Origin of the sequence: Prevotella amnii DSM 23384 = JCM 14753, assembly GCF_000378745.1 — a bacterium.
GTDB classification, from domain to species: domain Bacteria; phylum Bacteroidota; class Bacteroidia; order Bacteroidales; family Bacteroidaceae; genus Prevotella; species Prevotella amnii.
Window position 1 is genome coordinate 36,403 of sequence record NZ_KB905276.1, and the last position, 26,902, is coordinate 63,304.

Genomic DNA, 26,902 nt, shown 5'->3' on the forward strand with positions numbered 1-26,902 from the left:
ATAATTATTTGTTTTTTTCTATAATTTCCTTAGCCAAAGCTAAATGATTCTTAGCACCAGTAGAATCGGCATCATAAAGAATTACAGGTAATCCATGACTTGGACTCTCTGACAATTTCACATTACGCTGAATAACTGCCTTAAAAACTAATTCTTGGAAATGTCTTTTTACCTCATCATATATCTGACGAGCTAAACGCAAACGACTATCATACATAGTTAATAAAAATCCTTCTATTTCTAATTTTGGATTTAATTTACTTTTTATTATCTTAATTGTATTAAGAAGCTTACTAATTCCTTCCAATGCAAAATACTCACACTGAACAGGAATGATAACAGAGTCAGCTGCAGTAAGAGCATTTACTGTAATAAGCCCAAGTGAAGGACTACAGTCTATTAATATATAATCATATTCGTCACGAATGGGATCTAATATCTTAGACATTACTCGTTCTCTGCCTTCAAGTTTTAACATCTCTATTTCTGCTCCAACAAGATCAATATGGCTTGGTACAATATCTAAACCTTCTATATCTGTGGTATATATAGCATCACGAATATCAGCATGGTTAATAATACATTCGTACAGAGAACAGTCCACTTCGTTAAGGTTTACTCCTAAGCCACTTGAGGCATTGGCTTGCGGATCTGCGTCAAGTACTAAAACAGTCTTCTCTAAAGTAGCTAACGATGCAGCTAAATTAATGGTAGAAGTAGTCTTTCCTACGCCACCTTTTTGGTTTGCTAATGCAATAATTTTTCCCATTTTTATCCTTTTCGTATAAATGTATTTAGGATACAAAGATACATAAAAAAGAGAGAATGCAAAGGTATTATAAAGCTTTTTTCGTACATTTGCAGACAAATCAAAACAAAAAATATGAATTTTAAGAAACCATTAATCCTTATATCTAATGACGATGGTTATCGTTCTAATGGTATTCGCACATTAGCTTCTTTCTTAACAGACTTTGCTAAAGTTGTCATTTGTGCGCCTGAAGAAGCTCGCTCAGGCTTCTCATGTGCATTTACTGCAACTGTACCATTGAGGTTAAAAAAACAAGATAATATACCAAATTGTGAAGTCTGGTCATGTTCAGGAACTCCAGTTGATTGTGTAAAAATAGCTATAAACGTGATTCTTAAAGGACAAAAGCCTGATCTTATAATAGGTGGTATAAATCATGGAGATAACTCTTCTGTAAACAATCATTATAGTGGTACTATGGGAATAGCCAAAGAAGGATGCATGAAAAATATTCCTTCTATAGCCTTTTCAAGCTGCGATTATGATGTAAATGCTAACTTAAGCCATTTATACGATTATGTAATCATGATAGTAAAAAAGGTATTAGATAACGGATTACCTGATGGAATTTGCCTCAATGTTAACTTCCCTATATCACATACTTTCAAAGGTATTAAAGTTTGTAGAATGGGAAAAGGAATTTGGATAAATGAAATAGCCAAGAGACAACATCCACGAGGATATAGTTATTACTGGATAACAGGTGAATATCATGACGATGAACCAGATGCAAAAGATAATGACCAATGGGCTTTAAGGCATGGATATATAGCTATAACACCTGTAAAACTCGACATAACAGGAGATTTGAAAATATTAAATTTTGAGCTTTAAGATATAAAGTCTTAATAAAACATGTTAGAATCTTAGTATTTCAATACTTAAAACAAAACTAAATGAAGTATTATCTCATTGTTGGCGAAGCTTCTGGCGACCTCCATGCTTCGCATCTCATGCGTTCTTTACAAGCACTTGATTCTATGGCAGATTTCCGCTTCATAGGAGGAGATATGATGCTACAGGTAGGAGGAACGTGTTTAAAACATTATAAAAACATATCTTATATGGGATTTGTTCCCGTACTTTTACATTTACATGTTATTTTTAAAATGCTAAAAGAATGCAAAGAAGATATAGTAAAATGGAAGCCCGACTGCCTGATACTTGTAGATTTTCCTGGGTTTAATCTTAAAATAGCAAAAAATATTCACCGAAAAACAAATATTCCTGTCTACTATTATATCTCTCCTAAAATATGGGCGTGGAAGGAAAGACGTATAAAAGCTATAAAACGTGATGTAGACCAGATGTTTTCAATATTACCTTTTGAAGTATCATTCTATAAAGAAAAACATCATTTCCCCGTATATTATGTAGGTAATCCTACTGTATATGAAGTGGATAGTTTTAAGCATTTTTATAATGATAGTAAAGATACTTTTTGTACTTATAATAAGCTATCAAATAAACCTATATTAGCTTTGTTAGCTGGTAGTAGGAAACAGGAGATAAAAGACAACCTGCCTGCAATGATAGAAGCTGCACGCCATTTTGAAGATTATCAAATAGTAATAGCTGGAGCACCTTCTATAAGTGAATCGTTCTATTCCATGTATATCAAAAATAAAGATATCAGAGTAATAAGAAAGCAAACTTATGAGCTTTTAACTCACTCTACAGCAGCAATAGTTACTAGTGGAACAGCAACATTAGAAGCTGCTCTTCTTAATGTTCCTCAGGTTGTTTGTTATAAAACACCTTTTCCTAAACTTATTCGTTTTGCTTTTAACCATATTCTAAAAGTAAAATATATTTCATTAGTTAATCTTATTGCTAACAAAGAAATTATAAAAGAACTTTTTGCAGATTCCTTCCGTGTGTATAATATAGCTAATGAACTTTATCGCTTATTACCTTCACATATAGAGCGTAAACGTATATTAGAAGAATATAAAAGTATACGACAAAAGCTTGGAGACGAAGTAGCACCAGATAATACAGCTCATTTAATAATAAAATTATTAAGAGAACATCTCTGTAGATAAAATTATTTTTATCTAGTCTTTACTTGAAAATATATCGTATTAACACTATTTCGTAAAATTTCTATCAATGTTGAATAATGGGAAATATTACATATTTTCTATTTATCATAATCTTCATTATATCACAAACGATCAGTTATCAGCCAATTAATATCCTTACTTAGAAATAACTTAATACATATCTTATCACACTATTATTTATTTTTACTACCAAAAACAGAAAAGTGAATATATCTCTTAGGATATCTTTTGAAATTTATCAATAAGCTATCAGCACTTTTCATCGTACTATTTAAGTTATAATATAATGTTGGATCATTTATTAATAACCCAAGAGACCCCTTATTGTTTTTTATATTTGTTGTAAAAGTATTAATATCTTCTAAAATAGTATTTATCTTAGCCATTGTAACTGATATGTCAATCCCATCTAACTGATTCCTTAAGTTTCTTACTACACCTCCAGCTCCTTTCATCACTTCTTGTGCTTCTGAAATACCATTATTTGCATTTGCCATTACATTATTTGCATTAATAAGTAGGTTGTTTGCCTTTGAACTCAATATAGGTAAATCTGTATTTACCTTAGCCATTATCAAATTTAACTGCTTTGCAGAAATAGTCAACTCTGAACTAATCTTATCAAAATTATGCAAAGTTCCTTTCATAGCAGGATCAGCAAGCAGATTATTGACATTAGCCAAAATACTATCTATTTTAGGAAGCATCTTTTCTATAGAAGGAAGTATTGTTTTCATCTGTCCAAGACTGCCATCATTTATCTGACCATTAATAAATCCATTTTCTGCTAATATTTCTTTACTTTTACCAAGAATAAGATTAACCTTTGTATTTCCCATAATATCGCTAAGAATATCAGCATGTGTATCTATTGGTAATTTCATATCTTTCTCAATATTAACATCTACCAATATAGGATTATTAGGGTTATTATAATCATAATTTATATCTCTTACAGTACCAACCTTTACACCATTAGCAAATATAGGAGTTGTGGGGGTTACTCCACTAATATCATTAAATTTCATCTGATAATGTGTGGAATTAGAAAACAAGCTTAATCCCTTTAAAAATTGTAATCCAAAAAAGAGTACGATAATAGCTAACACTGCGACAAGCGCGATTTTAACCTCTGGTGAGAAAAATTTTTTCATTATATTTTATCTTCTTTTATTTTTTAAAAATTCATCAATAGCTGTATTTATATTCATTTTAACACCTTTCTTAAAAGCTACAATATAAGCCTGAGGAAAATCTTTTAATAACTTTTCTCTTAATTTCCTCATCTCATTATAATTTTGACTACTACCTATAGTATACTTATACCAATTATTATCTTTATAGTATTCTGCCTCTTTATGCCCTTTCAATTGAAAATTATTAATAGGTAAAATCATACTTGCTGCAAAAATCTGTACTTTAAAAATAGGAGCATCTGCAATATTAGGTGAAGCTGGCAGAGTCTTTTCTGTTTTTTCTATTTTTCGTATTATCTTACTTTTCTTAGGAGGAAATTTTAAAGACTGAATAGAAGCAGATGATACAACCGGAGTTGGAACTGCTCTTCCTACCGATATACGTGGATTATCAGGACCTCTATAAGGGGCTACCAAATGATTATTATACATATTTTTATAACTGACAAATGCACGATAAATACCATTAGCCATAGCATTTATACCCGCTTGAGAATTTAAGAATTCTTCTTCATCTGGAGCTGTAATAAATCCTAACTCTATCAAACAGCTTGGCATAGAACTTTCTCTTAAAACTAGAAATCCTGCTTGATGAACACCTTTATCTATCCTGCCTGCAGTTGAACAAACATTACTTTGTATTAATCGAGCTAGCTCTACACTTTTCTCCATATTTGCATTTTGCATAAATTCAAACATAATATAACTTTCTGAAGAATTTGGATTAAAACCTTCATATGTTTGTTTGTAATCCGATTCCATAGAAATTACAGAGTTCTCTCGCATAGCTACATCAAGATTATCCTTAGCGCGATGCATACCTAAAGTATACACCTGAAAGCCCTTAGCATAATGCCCAGGAGCAACAGAGTTAGTATGAATAGATATAAACAAATCGGCTTTTGCTTTATTAGCAATATCCGCTCTAGTATGCAAAGGGATAAACACATCTGTTTTACGGGTATAGATAACATTTACATCTTTCATGTACTGCTCTACATATTTTCCAAAAGCTAAAGATACATTCAAATTGATATCCTTCTCTTTTGAAAACGTTCCCAAAGCTCCAGCATCATGTCCTCCATGTCCTGGATCTATCACAAGTGTAAACTTATCTCCTGTCTTTGCTAAACTATTAATAGTCAAATAAAAAATGAAAGCAAATAATAATAAAATTTTCTTATTCATACAGTCACGTTTATAGAAATATAACTTACCTCTTTTTAGATAAAGCTATATTTTTTGTAATATTTTTCTCATTCATTAAGTGTAATTCTACACTTGCACCATAACAATCTGCCTCCATAGGTGGATTTTTTTTTGTTAACAAGATGGTTATAGCTTCTATCTGAGGAAATTGCTCAAACAAAGATTCCCCTATTCTACCAGCAGCATACTCCAACAAGTTACATGAATATGACATAGTTTTCTTTATAACCTCATATACAGAAGCATAGTTTATTGTGTCTTTTACGTCATCTGACATAATAGCTTTTATAATATTTCTCTTTATCTTTAAATCTACTATGTAATCGTTTCCCACCATTTTTTCTTGTTCTGAAACCCCTATATAAGAATGAATCTTAAGATGATGAATATAAATAAAAGAAGATGTTAAAAGCATTATTTTATTTGAAATAAATGGTATTTTGAAATTAGAAATAATAATAATTCTAAATTTAATTTATATTTCAATAGAATATATATTTTAAGAGTGTGATCATTTCCATTACTAATTTTTAAAATATTATATACCTCTTGATGCACCACAGTGTTTACAAATAAGATTACCACCTTGATAAATCAAAGATTCTTCTCCACAAATAGGACACTTCAAACCATTAACCTTAGTCCCATCTACTAAATATTTCTTTAAAGCCCGCTCTACACCATTTTTCCAAGTATTTATACTTTCATCTTTTAGTTGTAATGAAGCTACTAAACGCATAACATGCTCTATTGGCATACGATAACGCAGCACACCTGAAATAAGTTTAGCATAATTCCAATATTCTGGATTAAATTTCTCTGATAACCCTTCTACTGTTGTCTTATAACCACGTTTATTCTCAAACTGGAAATCATAACGATGCTGCCCATTTTCTTCTGTTTGCTTAATAATTTTACCTTTTGTTACACTTTTAGGTAATGCTATTCCTTCTTCATCATCTTGCAAACCTGTAAAGATTTCATATGGATAACCATTAAGTAAACCAACAAATGCTACCCATTTCTCTTTATTATTCTGAAAGCGAACTACATCACAATCTAATTCTTTTGGGCGATGTTCTACTACTTCAGGACGCTGAAAAGGCATGTCATGGTTTTCTTCATATAAGTTAATTTGTTTATCAACTCTTTTTACATTATCCTTGTTATCATTATCTTTTAATAAATAGGTCTTCATATCTGCAAACAATCCTTTATGGGAAATAATACTACAACCTTTGCACCCACACCTCCATGCCTCGAAATAAAGTTTGCTTATTGATTCTTCATCAATACTACTTGGCATATTTATAGTAACAGAAACAGATTGATCTGTCCATTTCTCAATAGCTCCCTGCATATGTATTATCATAGACAAACTCTCATAATTTGCAGTAGTCATATAATAAGGAGAACGTTTTATCAAATCATCTATTTCTTCTTGAGAATATTTTTTTGTAGGTTCTATACCATTTACTTTCATCCATGTTAAGAACTTACTATGATAAATAATATGTTCCCTAAACGAATTATCTAATTCGTATGCTAAATCTGTATTTGTATTAGTGTTTTTGTTATAACTATTTATTTTGTCATTATCACGATGCTTATATACTGGTATATATTTTGGTTCTATACCAGATGTTGTCTGAGTCATTAACGAAACTGTTTTTATAGAAGCTATCGCTAAGCAAGCTATATTACGACGACCATACCTCTCCATGTCATTGAACAATTGCTCATCTTCTCGCTTAAGACGTAAAATAAAAGGATTGTTCTTCTCACGAATTGCATCATAAATAGCAAAGCTACCACGCTCCTTTGCCATGTTTACCGAAGAACGATAAGCATTCAATGCCATTACTTTATGCACTTTAACAGAAAAATCAATAGATTCCTGAGTTCCATAACATAACCCCATAGCTGCAAACATATCACCTTCAGCAGTAACGCCTATTCCTATACGACGTCCCATAGCACTCTTTTCTTTAATCTTTTTCCATAAATTATACTCCGTTTCCTTTATTTCTTTACTTACCGAAGCCTTTTCTATATTGGATAAAATGAGATCTATTTTTTCCAACTCAAGATCTACAATATCATCTAAAACACGCTGAGCTATCTGAACATGCTCTGCAAACTTATCAAAATCGAAACGAGCCTCTTTAGTAAATGGATCTATTACATAGGAATAAAGATTTAATGATAACAAATGACAACTATCATAAGGACTTAATGGGATTTTATAATAAGGGGTTATAGATATTGTTTGAAAACCTAAGTCTGCATAACAATCGGAAAGACTATCCTTTAAAATATTATCCCAAAACAACACAGTCGGCTCTGCATCATGATATGCTTTATATAATATTTTTTCAAAAAGATGCTTTGCATATATTTCTTTAGTAAATATAGGCTTAGTAGATATAATAGGAAACTGCTGAATATATGATTCTTCATTAATAACAGCCTTCATAAATTCATCCGTAATTTTTACTGATATATTAGCACTATTATCTTTAGCCTTTTTAATATTTACATCTATTAAAGACTCTACATCTGGATGCTTTATATTCACCGATAACATTAAAGCTCCACTATGCCCACCTTGTACTACTTCACGCATACTGTTAAAATAACGTTCCATAAAAGGTAATATACCTGTAGAAATAAGTTTAGAATCTTTTATAGAAGAACCCTTAGGACGAATATAACTTAAATCATGTCCTACAATGCCGCTACGCTTCATCAACTGCACCTGCTCCTCGTCTATATGCATAATTGTACCATAAGAATGTACATCTTCTGCTGAACCTATTACAAAACAATTAGCCAAAGAGCTCAACAAATATTTATTACCAATACCAACCATTGAACTTCCTGAAGGGACAATATAACGAAAATGATCCAACACTTCAAAGACTTTTGCAGCATTGATAGGATTAACATATCTCTTTTCTATACGCGCCACTTCATTAGCTATACGCCAATGCATATCTTCTGGACTTTTTTCATATAAATTACCTAAGCTATCCTTAAGTGCATAATTATCTATCCACACCTTGGCAGCAATTTCATCATTTCCAAAATAATTTAAAGCTGACTCTAAAACTTCTTCGTAAGAATATATTTTACAGGTTTCCATTATCGGTATTTATTTCATCTTAATGGTTGCGAAGTTACTAATAGTTATCCAAAATAGAAAACTTTTATATACCTTTGCAATATTAAAATTTCCAAAAATGAAAACAATTACTCAACGAAAAACTATTCGAAAATATTCTAATAGAGAAGTTCCTATTGACTTTTTAAAGCAATTACTCAGCGATGCAATGCATACTCCTACTATGGGGAATCTACAGCTTTACTCAGTAGTTATTACTCGTGATCCTGAAAAGAAAGCTGCATTAGCACCAGCTCACTTTAATCAACCTATGATAACAGAAGCACCTGTTGTGCTTACATTTTGTGCCGACTTTAATCGCACTACTCAATGGGCTTTAAACCGCAAAGCTACACCTGGTTATAATAATTTTCTATCTTTCCTTAATGCCTCAACAGATACTCTTCTATATTGCCAAACTTTTTGTAATCTCGCAGAGGCAAATGGGCTTGGTACTTGTTTCTTAGGAACAACAATATATCAACCAAAACTTATTATAGACATTCTTAAACTACCTCGCCTTGTGTTTCCTATAGCTACCATAACCCTTGGCTATCCTGATGAAAATCCAAAACAATGCGAACGCTTACCTTTAGAAGGTATAATACATGAGGAAACTTATACAGATTATTCTCCTAAGCGTATTGATCATTTTTATTATGACAAAGAAGAAAAAACTGAAAATAAAAAATTTGTAGAAATCAATCATAAAGAAACACTTGCACAAGTATTTACAGATGTACGATACACTAAATCTGATAATGAATCTTTATCAAAAGATATTATTGATACTTTAAAGCTACAAGATTTTTTAAATATATAAATCGGCTTTAATAAGAAAAAAGAAGGTTATCTTTTAGCCTTCTTTTTCTTTTCTTTATACAACAGGAATAGAATTACTACCTTATATCAATTTATCAAAAGCTGATTATAAACAAACTTGAACAATCGCTTCCTACTGTCAAACTAATCATCTTTTGGAGAAAAAGTCTCCCACGTCTGATCATCAAAAAACACTCTAATTTCTTTAATTTTACGTGCTGGCTTATCAATATATTTAATTTCTTTATGCACATTTTCTAAATTACCTTTTGGCGAAGGTTTTGTATCTTGTTCTGCAAAATTATCTACATCTAAATTATCAAAAGGTAATACAGGATTATTATTATAACAAGACTTATTAGTTTTTCTTGAACCATTAGCATTTAAAAACATTTCACCTTTTCCAAACATTAACCAATCAAGATTAATTTCAGGATATTTACTGTGTATAGCTTCTACAGTATTAAGTGTTGGCTTAGTTCGCCCACTAAAAATGCTACTTAAAGCACCAGGAGATATTCCTATAAAGTTAGCAAAGTCTTGCTGAGTCATTTTTTCAAATTCCATAAGTAGTTTTATTCTATCCTTCATAATAAAATCTTTAATAATCTATAAGTAAACCTTTCTTTATATATCATATCTACAAAGGTAAATATAAAAAAGAAAACTACAAAATAAAATTCATTTAAATTTAAAAATAAAAACCTATAATAATTCCGTCTACGTTTTAAAACGTAAACACAAAATAGACACTTACCCTTTTATTCACCTTTGTAAATAAAACACCGAAAAGAAGAGTCCCTTTTATTATTTAATTAAACTTTACTATAAAATGATTATCAGTTATTTATACTCTCCTATAAACCTATAAATACTTTTAATTATGCTATATTTATTAAAGAGGCACGCTTAGAACCTTTAGCACATCTTTATTCAAAAGTATTAACAGGCTAATATATAAGTAGTTATATTACAGTTTCGTATATGGAAAAGTATGCAGTTTTAGAATGTATATAATTATCTACATTTTGTGTTTTAAATTCTAAAGCGTAAACATTTTGCTACGAATCTACACATCTTTATATTTTCGTTGCTTGATTTTTTTATTTTAAAAACAAAATATATTGGATTGTAAAGGTTAATAAAAGGAAATACCTATATATGCTTATACAAGTTCGTTACTATATTTTTTATATTACATATTTCTAAAATAAAACTAACAATATTCATCTATGCAAATACTATAAACCTTTAAATGCTATTATAATATAAGTACACAACACTATTCACATTTATATATCCACTTCTACTATATAATCTTTAGATGAAAAGTTTATAAAGTTCCTAAACATATAAACTAAAAAATATAAGTTCGCAAACTACTCGTATAAAACTAAAATTTATAGACTTCAGCAAAATAAATTAAGTCTCTATATTAAGCATATAAGTCATATACATAGTAAAAGATAACTTTTAAAATACTAAAAACTACATTTTTATTAATAAAAGATGAGTATTAAAAAACAAAAATAATCTATTTTTGTTTTATTTTTAATCTATTTTTGTACGAAAAATAGATTAAAAATGTTTTATAAAGATTTCTTTTTCAGGGTAAGCAAATATAGTTTTTAATATAAAACATACATGCTTCTATTATAACAAGTAATGGTTATTCCTATTAAAATAAAACATGCGCACATTATATTAAAGACTTATTTATCTTTACTTTTTAATACTTTCCTTCTGCCAAAATTTATCCCTACATATATATTTACATTACCAAAGGAATTGTTTGTTGAAAAATTTTCTTTTCTATAATTATAAGTATGAAAAATAGCACTCATACCCGCATACCATTTACTATTATTATATACTAATCCAAAGCGCCCTATGCCGTCAATATTAATATTCTCTAAATTGAAATTACCAATACTATACTCTTTTTTTAATTCTCCAGAACTTGCTTTATATCCTAAAGCTAAAGACAAAGAAACTGCTAAAAGACAATTCTTTTTAAACACCCAATTATAAGCATATCCTCCACTTATAGATATATCCTTATATTTTAGCTGCTTAAACATGATTGTACTATCAAGCCTTGCTGTAGGGTAATTATATTGCAAATAATTATGGATTAGCGTATTTAATTCGTCCCAAGATACTGATAATTTATGTATAGTATATCCAAAACCTATAAGAGGACTACCAGCAGAGCGACGTTGTACCGTACTTTGACTAAACGCAGCAGGATAAGAAAAATAGTGATAATTGAATATATAATAAAGATTAATACCATATATGCTAGAAGACAGTCCTCCAAAATCTACACCGTGCAAAACATCTGTATTAATATACTCACCTAAATTAAGATGACGAATTTTAAAATTACTACCTGTATTGCGATAATATAAATCTATCCCTATCATAGAGCTGTATAGACTAAGATCGTACTCTTGCTTCTGCACTTTGCTACTGCTAAACAAACTAAAATGACGCACGTCGATAGTATATCCTAAAAACATCCATCTCCACCCAAAATAAGGACCTACCTTTATGCTTGCACTAGGAGAAAGCGAAATACTTTGATTAGAAGAACTACTAATTCTATAATGCTCATATGTATTAGTGTTTTGTAACATCACTGTAAAGTTATACCTCTGTGGTTCTATATATGTAGTATCTATCTTATTAAAACCACATACTACTTTTCTCGCCTTATTTATTTGTCGCTGATACCATATAGAAGTAGTATCTACTCGCATCCATTTCACTGTATCTTTATACAAATCAGCACTAACCCCTTTATCTATTTTAATAGCAAAAGAGGATTGTGCAAAAATAAGCAACATAAGGTATGATAACACTATTCGCAAAACAATACCATTAATATTAAAAAAGAATTTATAATAAATATTTTATCTTTATCTTTTAAATCTTGCCTAAAACTCTATCCATGACCCAATTTGTGGGAGTAGCACTAACACTATTACACTTACACACACCTATCCCTTGCATATCTTCTATAACAGCTTTTATAATAGGAAGTTGCACATAAGCAGGATTTTCTATTTCTATTTTTTTTATACCTGTACTAGTATGTAAGCGAATAGGATCATATGTATAAATAGAAAAAGCTAATCTACCCTTTTCACCAAATATCTCTACCCTATCTTCGCGAGCACTCTCGTGTGCAGCAAAACACCATGCGCCACTTGCTGTAAGCCCATTATCAAAACGAAATACTGCATTTACAGTATCCTCTACTCCTTCATATAAACCTCGCCTATTGGCTGTATATCCATGAGCTTTTACAATAACTCCAAACATATCTTGTAACAAATCGAGCTGGTGAGGAGCAAGATCATAAAAATAACCTCCACCTGATATGTTAGATTGTAAACGCCAAGGCAGCTCTCCTTTTTGTGTATAATCAAGATCGCGTGGTGGTACTGCAAAACGTATCTGAATAGTAAGCACTTTACCTACCGCGCCTTCTCTTATCATCTGTTTTACCTTTTGAAAATAAGGTAAATAACGACGATAATATGCCACAAAACAATCTACTCCAGTCTGCTCAGATATACGATTTATGCGCACACAATCATCATACGAAGATGCCAATGGTTTCTCTATATAGCAAGGCTTACCAGACTGCATAGCCATTATAGCAAATGTGGCATGAGACGAAGGAGGTGTTGCTATGTAAATAGCATTAACATCGGGATCCTCTACTAATGCCTGAGCATCGGTATACCATTTCTGTATATTATGTTTTTCTGCATATCGCCGAGCGTTCTGTTCACTTCTGCTAAACACTGCTACTACATGTGAGCCTGCTACTAAATTAAAAGCTGGACCTGATTTCTGCTCAGTTACCTCACCACAACCTATAAAACCCCAATTTATCTGTTTCATCTTTGTCCCTTTTTTGCAAATTTACAAAAATATATCAATCTAAAAGTTTCTACACTTTACAAAACTTACAACTTATTCTATAAATATTTTCATACTATATATAAGTAAACAGAAACTTTTATATAAAAGAAACACATCTGCCTATCGCTTAAATATTCATGCTTATCATCTCTCCATCTATTATTATCTTTTCTTCTGCAAGCATTTCTTCTATTATATTTAAAGTAGTAACCTCATCATTAAATATTGCTTTTATTTCTGTTATGAGATGCTGTTTCCTATCACTTAGCAAGACCATTATCTTATTTCTTATATTAGATGATTTTATTTTATCTTGTTTATGAACATTAGAAAGGCAAACATCACACTGATTGCAATCTGACGTTTTTGTTTCACTAAAATAACGAAGTAACTGTCTGCTACGACAAATACTATCTTCTTCTGCATAAGATATTACTGCTTTGATGCGTTTTGTAAACTCTTCTTTCCTAATATCATATACCTGTTCAGACAACTCTATATCATCTCCATCTATTCTATCATATAAATAGGTAACAAGTGGCACTTTATGACGTGGTATGAAACTTATAATGCGCTTTTTACTTAAATCTATTAAAGCCATATAGGTTTTATTCACATCTAATCCTGCTTGCTGAGCAATCCAACTTTCATCAACGAAACCATAGTCTGAAAACAATCCTCCATAAGACCGTAAAAGTGCTGTAACCACACTATTTTCATTTTTAGAAAGAGAATCTAACCGATATAAATCATCACGGTTAAGAAGAAAATGAACACGTGCTATATTATTGGGATTAGGTTCATACTTAATATAACCAGCACGATGAATTATTTGTAATGCTGAATTTACACGTGTGGGGAAATGCTTAAAATTGAAACTAAACTTATCTATAGGAAATTCAAAAGTATACCCTTTGCCACTTCCTATACCTACCTGAAAGAAATAAGACAAATGATCATACACTTGCCTAATATACTCTTTAGGTGGAAAAGTTTCTTCTATCCTATTAGTAAGTTTTGCTCTATCATGACCATTATAAAGCAGCACTGCATAAGATTTTTTCCCATCTCTACCAGCTCTACCTGCTTCTTGGAAATAAGCTTCTATCGAACTTGGACAATCAATATGAATCACTACCCTTACATCTGGTTTATCTATACCCATTCCGAAAGCATTTGTAGCAACAATTACACGTGTTTTATCGGCTTGCCATTCTTTCTGGCGCTGATCTTTAACAGTATTTTCTAACCCTGCATGATACCATGTTGCTGATATTCCGCTCTTAACAAGTAGCTCTGCAGCTTCCTTTGTACGCTTTCTGCTTCTACAATAAACAATAGCAGCTTTAGGTATAGCTTTTAATATATGTATCATTTCAGAGTATTTATCATCTGCCCTACGCACAATATATGCCAAATTTTTACGTTCAAAACTCATTCTGAACACATTTCTTTTTGCGAAAAGAAGTTGGTCTTGAATATCATCTATAACCTCTGAAGTAGCAGTTGCAGTAAGAGCAAGAATAGGAATGTTAGGAAGTTGCCTCCTTATATCTGCAATAGCAAGATAAGAAGGACGAAAATCATATCCCCACTGACTAATACAGTGGGCTTCATCTACTGTAATAAAACTAACATTAATACGTTTTAACTTTGTCTGAAAAATGTCAGAACAAATACGTTCAGGGGATATATAGAGCAATTTAATACCGCCAAAGATACAATTTTCTAAGGTCGAAACAATTTCATTTCTACTCATACCAGAATATATAGCAGCAGCTTGTATGCCTTTTTTCTTTAGGTGATCTACCTGATCTTTCATTAAAGCTATAAGTGGCGTAATAACAATACATACACCATCTTTTGCTAAAGCAGGCACTTGAAAAGTAATAGACTTTCCTCCTCCTGTAGGCATCAAGCCTAATGTATCCCTACCTTCACCTATACTTTCTATAATATTCTGTTGTATGCCACGAAAATCGTCATACCCCCAATACTTTTTTAGAATATCTTTATAGCTCATGGGTATTTTTGCTTAAAAAATAATAAAGAGAAAAGATTTATTATTCGTTTTCCGTTTGATGGATATCTTCTATTTGCAATTGCACCAAATTATGTTTAAAAATATTATCCTCTATAGTAAATGCTATGTCGAAAGAACGCTTTGACTTTATATACCTTGCAGCTGCACTTTGTCCAAAAGCAATACCATTCATAACATTATTCGATTTAGAATCTACAAGCTCCAGCTTTATATGTTCCTGCTCTCTACCAACTACTTTGCTTGTACCAAAATCATACACTTTTTCTGTAGAAAAGATAGGTTTAGAATTATTAGGACCAAAAGGAGAAAAACGCTTTAAATCATTATGCATTTTCTTTGTAATATCTTTAAAATCAATTATTGCATCTACATTTAAAATAGGTTCTTGCTGGTGAGGCTGAATATGTTTTTCCACAAAAAGCTGAAGACGTTTACGAAATTCTTTTACTTTAGACCATTTTAAAGTTACCCCTGCTGCATAAGTATGACCTCCAAAGTTAATTAATAAATCACGACAGCTCTTTATAGCTTCATAAATATCAAATCCTGCAACACTACGTGCAGACCCGGTCGCATATTCTCCATCTTTAGTGAGAACTATCGTAGGACGGAAATAAATTTCTGTTAGCCGTGAGGCAACAATACCAACTATACCTTTTTTCCAATGCTCATCATATAAGAAAATGCTTGATTGGTGTTTTTGATTTTCTAATCGTTCCACTATTTTATTAGCTTCTTCGGTCATTTGCCTATCTACACCTTTCCGTTGTTCGTTATATTCATCTATATGTTTAGCTGCCTTTACCGCTTCTGCAAAGTCGCGTTCTACTAATAAATCTACACTCTCTTTACCTGTTTCCATGCGCCCACTGGCATTTATACGAGGACCTATCTTAAAAATAATATCGCTCATCTCAAGTTCACGACCTGACAATCCGCAAGTATCAATAATAGCTTTAAGCCCTAAACTGGGATTTTTATTTAACTGCCTCAACCCATGATATGCTAATATTCTATTTTCATCTATTACAGGTACCAAATCGGATGCTATACTTACTGCACAGAAATCGAGTAATGGAACAAGTCTTGAAAAAGGAATATTATTGTTTTTAGCAAAAGCTTGCATAAATTTAAAACCAACACCACACCCACAAAGATGTTTAAAAGGATAAGTATCATCTTTACGCTTAGGATTAAGAATAGCAACAGCAGGAGGCATTTTCTCATCAGGAACATGATGATCGCAAATTATAAAATCAATACCTAATTCTTTTGCATAAGCAATCTCTTCTAAAGCCTTAATACCACAATCTAATATAATTATTAGTTTAACCCCAGTTTCTTTAGCAAAAGAAATGCCTTTTTTACTTACACCATAACCTTCATTATAGCGGTTAGGTATGTAGTAATCGATATTGGAATAGTATTGACGTAAAAATTTATAGACTAAAGCTACAGAAGTACACCCATCTACATCATAATCTCCATAGACAAGAATACGCTCTTTATGTCCCATAGCATCATTTAATCTATCTACAGCTAAATCCATATCTTTCATTAAGAAAGGATTTATTAGGTCAGACAACTGAGGATGAAAGAAACGTTTAGCTGCACTTTCTGTAGTAATACCACGTCTAATAAGAATAAGGGAAAGAACAGGACTCATACTTAGCTTCTCTCCTAATTCCTTTGCAGCAATCTCTTCTTGCTGCGTTGGGGGAATATATTTCCATTTAAAGTGCATCTTTATTATTTTTTAAGGTGTAAAGTTACAAAAAAAAGCGTAAATCAATTAAGATTTACGCTTTTTATATCTTCTATTATTATTACAATATTTATATTCCTAACTTTTTACGAATATCTTTTGGTACAGCATTTTTATTAACCATAAAATCCATTGTATTTGCTGCAATGAAATTTTTTGTCATATACCAAATACCATTATAAGTTCCTGTTTTTCCCCAAGAATTTTTAACCATATAATACTCTTTACCATTTTGGTCTTTAGCTATACCAAATATAACCATGCCGTGATCATCTGTTAGTTCCCAACCATCAAAACGTGCTTGTCGCTGCTCTTGAGTAGCTTTTATCTCTGGAACATTCACACCAAGAGAATCTATTATATTCTTCTTCTTAGCTACAGAAAGACCTAACCAATGAGCCATATCACTACCTTTATTACTTTCTATTTTCTTACCATCAACCATATAAGCTAAGCCTGTACGTGTGAAACCTATTTCACTAACATCACCACCCCATGCTATAGTATAACCTTTCATGATAGCATTATCAATAATCTTCATAAGCTCATCTAAAGGTAAGTTCCAAGAGCCTGGTTGACGCCAGTTGTCTTGCACTTCAACAGGAAAAGTAGTATAGAATGGATGATGAGTATATGATGTAAATGTTTCATAATCATTCCAGTTTAGCCCTAAACTCTCAGCAAAAGTCTTTGGAGTATAACTTTTCCCTTTATAAGTAAAACTATCTGGACATTTACCTAAATAAGCATCTAAAATAGCCTGCAAACCTTGCTTCCATTGATTAGATATTTTAGGAGCTTTACTCTTAGCTACAGCATTAACGTATGGCTCCATAACAGAAAAGAATTCATTAAAATTAAAAAGAGAATCACCTGTTAACGAACCTGGGAAAGGCATTGCATCTTGTGGGCAAATACCATAATTCTTAAGAACGTAAAGTACATCATAAGCCGAACCTCCTTGTGAGAATTGAGCATCACCATGCATACGAACTACAGTTTTTGCACGATCCATATAGTTTTTGTTAGCGACAAAACTTTCACATAAATCGTAAGTTTTACCCGTCTTCCTTAAAATTTCAGCTTCAAAGAAACTTAATGTAGAATAATCCCAACAAGTTCCAGAGCGGTGTTGGTCTTTAATACTTGTAATCGGATTTTCCTTTACTACTGTAAATACAGGCTTATTAGCCTTTGCTTTTTCTGTTTGATTAGTAGCAGCACATACTGAAGTCGTTATGAGAGTAGCTACTGTTAATGTAATAATTTTATTCATAATCTTATATTATTCCTATTTTTAATTAATTGATAATTTTATATTAAAATGATATTCTTTACTCTTTCTTTTGTCTATAATAAGTTTACTCCTTATTAGAAGCCATATATTCCTCTATATCTTTAGGCTTATAAGGTATTATGTTTTTACCTATAAATCGACAACCTGTTTGAGTTATTAAAATATCATCTTCTATTCTAATCCCTCCAAAATCTTTATACATACTTATTTTATCAAAATTCAGAAAATCTGCACAATGCTTATTTATTTTCCAATTATCTATAAGGTCTGGAATAAAATAAATACCAGGCTCATCGGTTACTACAAATCCTTCTTCTAAACGACGGCCCATGCGTAAAGCATTAGTTCCAAATTGTTCTAAATTTGGTCTTGTTTCTTCATCAAAGCCTACATTTATTTGGTCAAGAGCTTCCATATCATGAACATCCATACCCATCATATGTCCCAACCCGTGAGGTAAAAATAAGGCATGGGCACCAGCAGCAACAGCTTCATCGGTATTACCTTTTGCTAAGCCTAATTCTTTCATTCTATCAAAAATGATATGGCATACAGCAAAGTGAACATCTTTATATTTTACACCTGGCTTAGCTATGTTTAATACAGAATCATGACACTCCTCTACTATTTTATAAATATCTAATTGTCTTTGTGTAAACTTTCCATTAACAGGAAATGTTCGAGTGTTATCTGAACAATAATGTTCCATAGTTTCACCACCACAGTCGCATAAAACAAGCCTACCATCTTCTAAAACATTCATTGATGGATTACCATGCATAATCTCTCCATGTTGTGTAAAAATAGTAGGAAATGATACCATCGAACCTAAAGAATTAGCTACACCATCTACATGACCTGCAACAAACTTTTCCGTAAGACCAGCCTTTGTAAGACGCATTGCTGTAGTATGCATATTATATCCTATAATAGCCGCACGTTCCAATTCTGCTATCTCTTCATTACTTTTTACAGAACGCATTTTTACAACAGCCTTTATAAGATCTAAACTTGAAGATTCTTTTTGCTTAGTAGGATGGATACCCAAAAGATCAAAAATTTGAATCTTAATATCTGCTCGATAAGGAGGTAAGAAATGTATCTTACGATGTAAACGTACGGCATCACGACAAATAGAATCCAACTCTTTCATCGATGCTGTAGAAGCGACACCAACGGCTTCTGCCATATCCTTTACAGAATTAACACTACCAAACCAAACTATATCTTCTATTTCTATATCATTACCTATTAACAATTCCTTATTATTGTCAATATCAATAACACCTACTAATCCTTCTCTTTTCTGTCCAAAATAATATAGAAACGAAGAATCTTGACGAAATGGATAATATCCATTAGCAGGAAAATTTACAGGCGATTCATTATTCCCGAATAAGATAATGATACCACTCTTAACAAGCTTTTTTAGCTCATTACGTCTATTTATATAAGTATCTTTGCTAAACATATATTAACTTTATGGAATATTGATTATGCTGCAAAGATAAGTAATTTCATTTTAATTATGTAACTTTGCTATTAGATTTTTATAAACTTTATGCAAATAAATAATAATACAGGACTCGTCCTTGAGGGTGGTGGAATGAGAGGTGTTTTTACATCTGGAGTTTTAGATGCATTTATGATGCATGATCTTTGGTTTCACTATGTTGTAGCTGTATCAGCAGGTGCTTGTAACGGAGTTTCATATATTAGCAGGCAACCATGTCGTTCAAGGATATCAAACATTGAGTTGCTAACAAAATACAATTACATAGGATTACGCCATTTGATAACTCAAGGTTGTATTTTTGACACAAAATTATTATATGAGAAATTTCCTTTCGAGCTTATTCCTTTCGACTATACTGAATATTTTTACAATATCAATCATGGATTTTCATTTGAATTTGTTACAACAAACTGCATATCTGGTAAAGCAGAATACTTAACTGAAACAGATGGAAATATAAAACGCCTTAACAAATTAGCACAAGCTTCATCAAGTTTGCCTTTTGTTAGTAAAATAATTTATGTAGATGGTGTTCCTATGTTAGATGGTGGCATCATAGACTCTATCCCTATTAAACGCTCTATCAGTAAAGGGCATGACACAAATGTTGTTATATGTACACGCAATAAAGGATGGCGAGCTACTGGGCATGATATAAAAATTCCAAATTTTATATATAGAAATTATCCACACTTACGTGAAGCATTAAGTCAGCGAATAAAAGTCTATAATGAACAATTAGAGTTAGTAGAACAATTAGAAGATTCTGGCAAAATTATTGTTATTCGTCCTCAAAAACCCGTTGAAGTAGGACGAATAGAAAAGAATACTATAAAACTCGAAACATTATATAATGAAGGTGTGAAATTAGGCGAGAACTTTATTAAAAGTTATATAATAAAATAATAAAAATATGCTTTACTCAGATATTTATAAGATTTCTATTTTATGTTTACTATAGTTATATAAATTCACCTTAACTATAATCAAATTAATTTACCATAAAACAAAGCTTTCAAGATAGAGATATTATATTTACCTTATACTATAGTTACGAAACTAACCTTTAGTGTTTTATATCTTCACTACATTATTCTTTTTTATATTATGTGATATTATCATTTCTTGTGGCAATGCATTTTGAATAGTAGATATAAGAAACTGAAGTAATGTATTACGTACAAAACTTTTACCTGTCATCATAATTATCTCACGTGAAGGTATAGGATGAGCAAAAGGACGGACTAATTTACTTTGTTCTTCTGTAAGTTGTGAAATAGCCAATTCGGGAATAAATGTAACTCCTTTTCCACTTTCTACAATACGCATAAAAGTCTCAATACTCCCTAAATTATATGCTCTTTTACTATTAGCAGCCGATTTTAATGAACAGAATTTCATCAACTGATCTCTAAAACAATGCCCCTCATCTAATAACCAAAGATATTCACCTCTTAAGTCTACCGTACGTATAGCTTTTTTATCAAATAATTCATCATTTTTAGAAACATATACATAGAATTTTTCATTATAAAGATGCGCTGTTTCAAAATCACCTAACCCTTCTATATTAGCTAAAATTCCAGCATCAATATCACCATGAGTTATAGCTTGTCGCATATCATCTGTTTTCAATTCAGTTACACGAATATCCATATTAGGATAATCATTCATTAATTGTGGAAGAAAGCGTGGAATAAGATATGGCGCTATAGTAGGCAAAACAGCAAGATAAAAAGTACCATTTAAAGATAACTTTTCTTCTTCTACTTTCTCCTTTAAACGTTTCACACGTACCAACACGCTCCACGCATGCTCTATAATAATCAATCCTATCGGTGTAGGTAAAATGGGTTGTCTACGTCTATCAAAAATCTTCACACTAAGTTCTTCTTCTAACTTTTGTATCATAGAGCTAAGTGTTGGTTGTGTTACCTTACAATGTTCAGCAGCCCGCGCAAAATGTTTATGGCGGTACACAGCCATTACATATTCTAATTGTTGTAGTGTCATTAGCTAAATCCTCCTTTATATTTCTTCATACAAAGTTACCTATTTTAATTCATAATATATCAAAATAAAAAAAAATAAATTAATAAGTTTCATATATAAAGCTGAATATTAACAAGTTAGTTATCATTATAGATTTAATCTATCACATCATAAATATTTTCTGTTGTTTGTGTGTTATAATATACATACCTTTGCAATAAGAAAATTAAAATCATAATAAAACGAATATAGATATGCAAACAATTATTAACACACAAATGCCAGAATTTAAGGTTCAGGCTTTCCAAAATGGTGAATTTAAAACAGTTTCTAATGAAGATGTAAAAGGTAAATGGGCTGTATTTTTCTTTTATCCTGCCGATTTTACTTTTGTTTGTCCAACAGAATTAGTCGATCTTTCACATAAATATGAGGAACTTCAGAAAATGGGAGTAGAAGTGTTTTCTGTAAGTTGCGATACACATTTCGTACATAAAGCTTGGTTTGACACCTCTGATAGTATAAAACAAATTAAATACACTATGCTTGCTGATCCATTGGCAGTATTAGCAAAAGGTTTTGGTGTGTTTAAAGAAGATGAAGGCGTAGCTTACCGTGGAACTTTTGTCGTAGATCCAGAAGGCCTTGTTAAACTAATGGAAATACAAGATAACAGTGTAGGACGTAATGCTGACGAGTTAGTTCGTAAGATTAAAGCTGCACAATTCGTAGCTTCTCATCCTGGTGAAGTTTGCCCTGCTAAATGGAACGAAGGATCAGAAACATTAAAACCAAGCATAGATTTAGTAGGTAAAATATAATAATATTTTCCAATACAAATATATTATATAAATAGGTGGGAGTCTTATGCAAAGCATTTTTACAACCAATTAAAATGTTTGTATAAGGCTCTTTTCTTATTTTATAAACAAACCAATTAAACAATATATACTTAAAAGAAAAAATGTTAGATAAAAATATAATAGAACAAGTAAAAGATATTTTTGCTTCCTTAAAATCAAAAATTACATTTAAAGTTACAACAGATGCTAACGATGTTAAAAAACAAGAATTAAACGATTTCTTAAATGACATTGCTTCTACTTCCGAAAAGCTATCTGTTGAATATATTGAACAAACTGGAGCTAAACTTCATTTTACACTATATAAAAATGATAAAGCCACAGGAATTACTTTTCGTGGAATTCCTAATGGGCATGAATTTACCTCTTTACTCCTAGCTATATTAAACACAGATGGACAAGGTAAAAACTTCCCAGATGAAACAATACAACGTAGAATAAAGTCTTTAAAAGGAAAATTAAAAATCAAGACTTATGTTTCTTTAACCTGTACTAATTGCCCTGAAGTAGTACAAGCTCTAAACCTTATGAGTCTAATTAATCCTAATATCTCACATGAAATGATAGATGGTGGCTTATTTCAACAAGAAATTACGGATTATAATATACAGGGGGTACCTGCAGTATATATAAATGATGAAACTCTTCATATAGGTAGAGGAGATCTCGGAATATTACTTGAAGAGCTTGAGGATAAAGTTGGTACTCAAGATGATGAAAATATAAAACCTATAGAGAGAATATATGATACAATTGTTATTGGTGGTGGTCCTGCAGGAGCTTCAGCAGCAATATATACAGCTCGCAAAGGATTAAAAGTGGCAGTAGTAGCTGAACGTATTGGTGGACAAGTAAATGATACTACCAGTATACAGAACTTAATTTCTGTACCTGAAACAAACGGAATTAAACTTGCTAACGACTTAAAAACACATCTTACAACTTATGATGTTGATATATTTGAGCATCGTAAACTTACAAGTATTAATCTAAAAGATATACAAAAACAAATAGTTGTAAAAGGTGGCGAAGTTTTCAAAGCTCCTGTAGTAATTATTGCAACTGGTGCTGCTTGGCGTAAGTTAGGAGTTGAGGGTGAAGCTAAATATATTGGACATGGCGTACACTTTTGCCAACATTGCGATGGACCTTTCTATAAAGGAAAGAATGTAGCTGTTATAGGTGGAGGTAACTCAGGTTTAGAAGCTGCCATTGACCTTGCTGGTATATGCAAACATGTAACAGTTTTCGAATTTGGTGAAACCCTTAGAGCTGATAACGTATTACAGGAAAAAGCACATAAAATGCAAAATATAGATATTTACACTAATTCGCAAACTACTAATGTTATAGGTAACGATACAAAGCTAACGGCTTTAAGAGTAAAAGATCGTATTACTGATAAAGAGAAAGAATATCCATTCGATGGAGTATTTGTTCAAATAGGACTTGCTGCCAACTCTGACCCTTTTAAAGGAGAATTGCCACTTACACCCAAACATGAAATTAAGGTAGATGAATATTGTCGTACATCTATACCTGGAGTTTATGCCGCAGGAGATGTTACTAATGTACCTTACAAACAAATTATCATAGCAATGGGAGAAGGTGCTAAGGCCGCCCTATCAGCTTTCGAAGATCGTTTACGTGGAATAATAGGATAAATAAAATATTTTTACGTATAATTTTATATTTATAATTATATAGTAAGTTTTTTATAAGAGTCCACATAAGTGCAGATTAATCAGAATATTTTTGTTTCATTTAGTACAAACATTATTCTTTTGAGCAAATATAATAAAACTGCTAAAGGCGGACACTCACAATATATTTTTGAAAGTAATAAATGGTAGACAAGATTTTCATAGTCTACCATTTGTTTATTATGTTTAATCAATAATACTTTTTAAGTTTTACATATTTAAAAACAGTCTAAATAACACTTCCGTTGTTTCATATTTATCAAAGTATGCGTATTATATTTGTATATCAAGTACTTCAGAGGATTTTGATAAAATGTTTCACCATATATATAGAAAATGTATAATAACTAAAAAATATATTGTCTTTCAGATATTTAGATATATATAAAAAGGAAGACTTCTTCATAGTTTTTTAAAATAGCTAATACTCGTAAATATAGCAAGTTACTATAATAATTGATACGAGTAATTTTATAAATAGTTTTTCCTTTGTTTTTTTTTCGTTATCTTTGCAATATCTTATTTATAGTAAAGTTTTATCCTTTCACTATATAAGAAGAATTTAGATAAATAGCGAATAACTAATGAGTGTAAGTCCAAAATCTCTTTGGGAACAATGTCTCTGTCTTATATCAGAGAATGTATCTGAACAACAATATAACACTTGGTTTAAGCCCTTGGTATTTAAATCATATCAGCCAGCTACCAAATGTTTATTATTGCTTGTTCCTAGTATGTTTGTATATGAATATTTGGAAGAGCACTTCATTGACCTTCTAAAAAAGGTTCTTACTCGTGTCTTTGGAGAGCGAGTAATGCTTACTTATAGTGTTATTACTGATAAAGATCATCACCTAACACAAGAACTCCAAACAGAAGGTGTTGAGCAAATAGATTCAAAAAGAACCACAGATAGAGGGAATCAATCGCCTACTATTATAGATAGCGTATTACCTGATATTGATTCTCAACTTGATCCTCATAAATCTTTTAATAATTACGTAGAGGGAGATAGCAATAAGATGCCTCTAACTATAGGCTTAGCTATTGCTGAACATCCTAACAAAAATCAGTTTAATCCTCTTTTTGTTTATGGTCCTTCAGGTTGCGGTAAGACTCATTTAATAAATGCTATAGGATTAAAGATTAAAAAGCTTTATCCTCAGAAACGAGTTTTATATGTTTCTGCACGATTATTCCAAGTGCAGTATACAAATTCTGTTCGAACTAATACTACTAATGATTTTATCCATTTTTATCAGACTATTGATATTTTACTTGTAGATGATATTCAAGAATGGATGACTGCTACTAAGACACAAGATACTTTCTTTCATATATTTAATCATCTTTCTAGGAATGGGAAACGAATAATTTTAGCTTCAGATCGCCCTCCTGTAGATTTAAGAGGTATGAATGATCGATTATTGACACGATTTAAGGCAGGGCTAATTACAGAGCTTGAGAAGCCTAATATCCAGCTATGCATAGATATTCTACATAATAAAATAAAACGTGATGGCTTAATTATTCCTGAAGATGTAATTCAATTCATTGCTCAAACAGCTAATGGTAGTGTGCGTGATTTGCAAGGTGTTATTAACTCTTTATTAGCTTATAGCGTTGTTTATAATAGTGCAGTGGATATGAATTTAGCAGAAAGAGTTATAAAAAGAGCTGTCAAAATAGATAATGAGCCTTTGACTATAGATGATATTTTAGAAAAGGTTTGCGATCATTTTAATGTTACTCAAGCTGCAGTAAACTCAAGGTCACGCAAAAAAGATATAGTGATAGCTAGGCAAGTAACAATGTATATGGCGCAGAAATACACGAAGATGCCTGCTTGTCGCATAGGAAAGCTTGTAGGAGGTAGAGATCATAGCACAGTTATACATAGTTGTACTAAGATAGAAGATCGCTTACAAATTGACAAAAGCTTTACAGCAGAATTGGCTGCAATTGAAAATTCATTCAAACTTAAATAAGAACGTGTTATCTTCTCTACTTTGAAAGAGAAGATAACACAACTATTACCATTTCATACTTAAAATCCTTATTATATCGTTTTACATTGTTTCATAAATATAATAAGTGGCTTCTTATCTATTTTCCTTATGGTACAGCTTCTTTCTACCTTTTCCAGAATAAGAATTATTTTATTCGTATAAAAGATAATAGCAATAATATTTTATAGGCTTCATTTGCATACTTTTTTCAAATATAAGACTATAACTAGTCCACCCTTAAAAGCCTAATATTCATCTGATTCATAGTATATTATGCTATAAATTATTTGCAAATATCTGCAAGTTTTTGTACCTTTACATTATAATTCTTGCAGATATTTATGCTTAAACGTACATCCAAACAGCTCTCTATGTTCTCTTCTTTAGAGGACATGCTTAGTCATCAACATCCCCTTTTTCAACTTAGTAATAAGATTAATTGGGAACGTTTTGAAAATGCTTTCTCTCCTTTGTATTGCAGCAATAATGGTCGCCCGGCTCATCCTATTC

At 31.3% G+C, this 26,902-nt stretch carries 21 protein-coding genes; 8 read left to right on the forward strand and 13 right to left on the reverse strand.

The annotated features are described in order from the left end of the window. Positions 1–4: 4 nt before the first annotated feature. On the reverse strand, positions 5–769 hold the full coding sequence (locus tag F596_RS0105675) for a ParA family protein (RefSeq protein ID WP_008449946.1): 765 nt from the start codon (positions 767–769) through the stop codon (positions 5–7). A 114-nt stretch (positions 770–883) separates the two neighbouring features. Between F596_RS0105675 and surE the strand changes: the two genes are divergently transcribed. Further along, positions 884–1,645, forward strand: coding sequence for a 5'/3'-nucleotidase SurE (surE, locus tag F596_RS0105680; RefSeq protein ID WP_019036192.1), 762 nt, complete (start codon positions 884–886; stop codon positions 1,643–1,645). Positions 1,646–1,707: 62 nt separating this feature from the next. Then, on the forward strand, positions 1,708–2,856 hold the full coding sequence (lpxB, locus tag F596_RS0105685) for a lipid-A-disaccharide synthase (RefSeq protein ID WP_019036193.1): 1,149 nt from the start codon (positions 1,708–1,710) through the stop codon (positions 2,854–2,856). A gap of 194 nt (positions 2,857–3,050) precedes the next feature. Here the strand turns inward: lpxB and F596_RS0105690 are convergent, their stop codons facing one another. The 4 genes from F596_RS0105690 to F596_RS0105705 form a co-directional block, all read right to left on the reverse strand. Continuing rightward, positions 3,051–4,031 (reverse strand): MlaD family protein, encoded by a 981-nt coding sequence (locus F596_RS0105690; protein ID WP_019036194.1) that lies wholly within the window; start codon positions 4,029–4,031, stop codon positions 3,051–3,053. 6 nt (positions 4,032–4,037) lie between these two features. Beyond that, on the reverse strand, positions 4,038–5,261 hold the full coding sequence (locus tag F596_RS0105695) for an N-acetylmuramoyl-L-alanine amidase family protein (protein ID WP_019036195.1): 1,224 nt from the start codon (positions 5,259–5,261) through the stop codon (positions 4,038–4,040). A 25-nt stretch (positions 5,262–5,286) separates the two neighbouring features. Next, the gene (folB, locus tag F596_RS0105700; RefSeq protein ID WP_019036196.1) at positions 5,287–5,697 is read right to left on the reverse strand and encodes a dihydroneopterin aldolase; all 411 of its coding nucleotides are present in this window, start codon (positions 5,695–5,697) and stop codon (positions 5,287–5,289) included. A gap of 123 nt (positions 5,698–5,820) precedes the next feature. Then, entirely contained in the window at positions 5,821–8,427 is a 2,607-nt protein-coding gene (locus F596_RS0105705; RefSeq protein WP_019036197.1) for an adenosylcobalamin-dependent ribonucleoside-diphosphate reductase, read from the reverse strand. A gap of 97 nt (positions 8,428–8,524) precedes the next feature. Between F596_RS0105705 and F596_RS0105710 the strand changes: the two genes are divergently transcribed. Continuing rightward, positions 8,525–9,268 (forward strand): nitroreductase family protein, encoded by a 744-nt coding sequence (locus tag F596_RS0105710; RefSeq protein ID WP_008449893.1) that lies wholly within the window; start codon positions 8,525–8,527, stop codon positions 9,266–9,268. A gap of 143 nt (positions 9,269–9,411) precedes the next feature. Here the strand turns inward: F596_RS0105710 and F596_RS0105715 are convergent, their stop codons facing one another. From F596_RS0105715 to F596_RS0105745, 7 genes are all read right to left on the reverse strand, one after another. After that, a complete protein-coding gene (locus tag F596_RS0105715) occupies positions 9,412–9,858 on the reverse strand; it encodes a helix-turn-helix domain-containing protein (protein ID WP_024992658.1) in 447 nt (148 codons plus the stop codon). 1,121 nt (positions 9,859–10,979) lie between these two features. Further along, the gene (locus F596_RS0105720; protein ID WP_019036199.1) at positions 10,980–12,116 is read right to left on the reverse strand and encodes a DUF4421 domain-containing protein; all 1,137 of its coding nucleotides are present in this window, start codon (positions 12,114–12,116) and stop codon (positions 10,980–10,982) included. 79 nt (positions 12,117–12,195) lie between these two features. After that, positions 12,196–13,182, reverse strand: coding sequence for a Gfo/Idh/MocA family protein (locus tag F596_RS0105725; RefSeq protein ID WP_008449948.1), 987 nt, complete (start codon positions 13,180–13,182; stop codon positions 12,196–12,198). Between the two features lie 148 nt (positions 13,183–13,330). Next, positions 13,331–15,226, reverse strand: a complete 1,896-nt coding sequence (locus tag F596_RS0105730; protein ID WP_019036200.1) for a RecQ family ATP-dependent DNA helicase — start codon at positions 15,224–15,226, stop codon at positions 13,331–13,333. A 40-nt stretch (positions 15,227–15,266) separates the two neighbouring features. After that, positions 15,267–16,991 carry a single-stranded-DNA-specific exonuclease RecJ gene (gene recJ, locus F596_RS0105735; RefSeq protein WP_019036201.1) on the reverse strand — a complete coding sequence of 575 codons (1,725 nt, stop codon included), beginning with the start codon at positions 16,989–16,991 and terminating at the stop codon, positions 15,267–15,269. Between the two features lie 91 nt (positions 16,992–17,082). Next, on the reverse strand, positions 17,083–18,288 hold the full coding sequence (locus F596_RS0105740) for a C1 family peptidase (protein ID WP_008449907.1): 1,206 nt from the start codon (positions 18,286–18,288) through the stop codon (positions 17,083–17,085). Positions 18,289–18,373: 85 nt separating this feature from the next. Beyond that, the gene (locus tag F596_RS0105745; protein WP_019036202.1) at positions 18,374–19,780 is read right to left on the reverse strand and encodes an aminopeptidase P family protein; all 1,407 of its coding nucleotides are present in this window, start codon (positions 19,778–19,780) and stop codon (positions 18,374–18,376) included. 90 nt (positions 19,781–19,870) lie between these two features. Here F596_RS0105745 and F596_RS0105750 point away from each other — a divergent pair, with 90 nt between their 5' ends. After that, positions 19,871–20,731 carry a patatin-like phospholipase family protein gene (locus F596_RS0105750; RefSeq protein ID WP_019036203.1) on the forward strand — a complete coding sequence of 287 codons (861 nt, stop codon included), beginning with the start codon at positions 19,871–19,873 and terminating at the stop codon, positions 20,729–20,731. 168 nt (positions 20,732–20,899) lie between these two features. Here the strand turns inward: F596_RS0105750 and F596_RS0105755 are convergent, their stop codons facing one another. Further along, complete coding sequence (locus tag F596_RS0105755; RefSeq protein WP_008449911.1) at positions 20,900–21,838, reverse strand: hydrogen peroxide-inducible genes activator; 939 nt, start codon at positions 21,836–21,838, stop codon at positions 20,900–20,902. A gap of 233 nt (positions 21,839–22,071) precedes the next feature. On the opposite strand from F596_RS0105755, the gene ahpC reads away from it, so the two are divergent. The 4 genes from ahpC to F596_RS11840 form a co-directional block, all read left to right on the forward strand. Beyond that, positions 22,072–22,638 (forward strand): alkyl hydroperoxide reductase subunit C, encoded by a 567-nt coding sequence (ahpC, locus tag F596_RS0105760; RefSeq protein WP_008449895.1) that lies wholly within the window; start codon positions 22,072–22,074, stop codon positions 22,636–22,638. Positions 22,639–22,781: 143 nt separating this feature from the next. Continuing rightward, complete coding sequence (gene ahpF, locus F596_RS0105765) at positions 22,782–24,344, forward strand: alkyl hydroperoxide reductase subunit F (protein WP_008449936.1); 1,563 nt, start codon at positions 22,782–22,784, stop codon at positions 24,342–24,344. Between the two features lie 623 nt (positions 24,345–24,967). Further along, a complete protein-coding gene (gene dnaA, locus F596_RS0105770; RefSeq protein WP_019036205.1) occupies positions 24,968–26,371 on the forward strand; it encodes a chromosomal replication initiator protein DnaA in 1,404 nt (467 codons plus the stop codon). Positions 26,372–26,733: 362 nt separating this feature from the next. Continuing rightward, positions 26,734–26,902, forward strand: a 169-nt coding sequence (locus F596_RS11840) for a transposase (RefSeq protein WP_019036206.1), incomplete at its 3' end; no start/stop codon positions are given.

Coding starts and splice junctions, on each gene's coding strand:
- F596_RS0105720 (WP_019036199.1), bottom strand. CDS start 12,116: ATGTTGCTTATTTTTGCACAATCCTCTTTTGCTATTAAAATAGATAAA.
- recJ (WP_019036201.1), bottom strand. CDS start 16,991: ATGCACTTTAAATGGAAATATATTCCCCCAACGCAGCAAGAAGAGATT.
- ahpF (WP_008449936.1), top strand. CDS start 22,782: ATGTTAGATAAAAATATAATAGAACAAGTAAAAGATATTTTTGCTTCC.
- surE (WP_019036192.1), top strand. CDS start 884: ATGAATTTTAAGAAACCATTAATCCTTATATCTAATGACGATGGTTAT.
- F596_RS0105750 (WP_019036203.1), top strand. CDS start 19,871: ATGCAAATAAATAATAATACAGGACTCGTCCTTGAGGGTGGTGGAATG.
- F596_RS0105690 (WP_019036194.1), bottom strand. CDS start 4,031: ATGAAAAAATTTTTCTCACCAGAGGTTAAAATCGCGCTTGTCGCAGTG.
- lpxB (WP_019036193.1), top strand. CDS start 1,708: ATGAAGTATTATCTCATTGTTGGCGAAGCTTCTGGCGACCTCCATGCT.
- dnaA (WP_019036205.1), top strand. CDS start 24,968: ATGAGTGTAAGTCCAAAATCTCTTTGGGAACAATGTCTCTGTCTTATA.
- F596_RS0105755 (WP_008449911.1), bottom strand. CDS start 21,838: ATGACACTACAACAATTAGAATATGTAATGGCTGTGTACCGCCATAAA.
- F596_RS0105715 (WP_024992658.1), bottom strand. CDS start 9,858: ATGAAGGATAGAATAAAACTACTTATGGAATTTGAAAAAATGACTCAG.
- F596_RS0105740 (WP_008449907.1), bottom strand. CDS start 18,288: ATGAATAAAATTATTACATTAACAGTAGCTACTCTCATAACGACTTCA.
- folB (WP_019036196.1), bottom strand. CDS start 5,697: ATGCTTTTAACATCTTCTTTTATTTATATTCATCATCTTAAGATTCAT.
- F596_RS0105745 (WP_019036202.1), bottom strand. CDS start 19,780: ATGTTTAGCAAAGATACTTATATAAATAGACGTAATGAGCTAAAAAAG.
- ahpC (WP_008449895.1), top strand. CDS start 22,072: ATGCAAACAATTATTAACACACAAATGCCAGAATTTAAGGTTCAGGCT.
- F596_RS0105730 (WP_019036200.1), bottom strand. CDS start 15,226: ATGAGCTATAAAGATATTCTAAAAAAGTATTGGGGGTATGACGATTTT.
- F596_RS0105710 (WP_008449893.1), top strand. CDS start 8,525: ATGAAAACAATTACTCAACGAAAAACTATTCGAAAATATTCTAATAGA.
- F596_RS0105675 (WP_008449946.1), bottom strand. CDS start 769: ATGGGAAAAATTATTGCATTAGCAAACCAAAAAGGTGGCGTAGGAAAG.
- F596_RS0105725 (WP_008449948.1), bottom strand. CDS start 13,182: ATGAAACAGATAAATTGGGGTTTTATAGGTTGTGGTGAGGTAACTGAG.
- F596_RS0105705 (WP_019036197.1), bottom strand. CDS start 8,427: ATGGAAACCTGTAAAATATATTCTTACGAAGAAGTTTTAGAGTCAGCT.
- F596_RS0105695 (WP_019036195.1), bottom strand. CDS start 5,261: ATGAATAAGAAAATTTTATTATTATTTGCTTTCATTTTTTATTTGACT.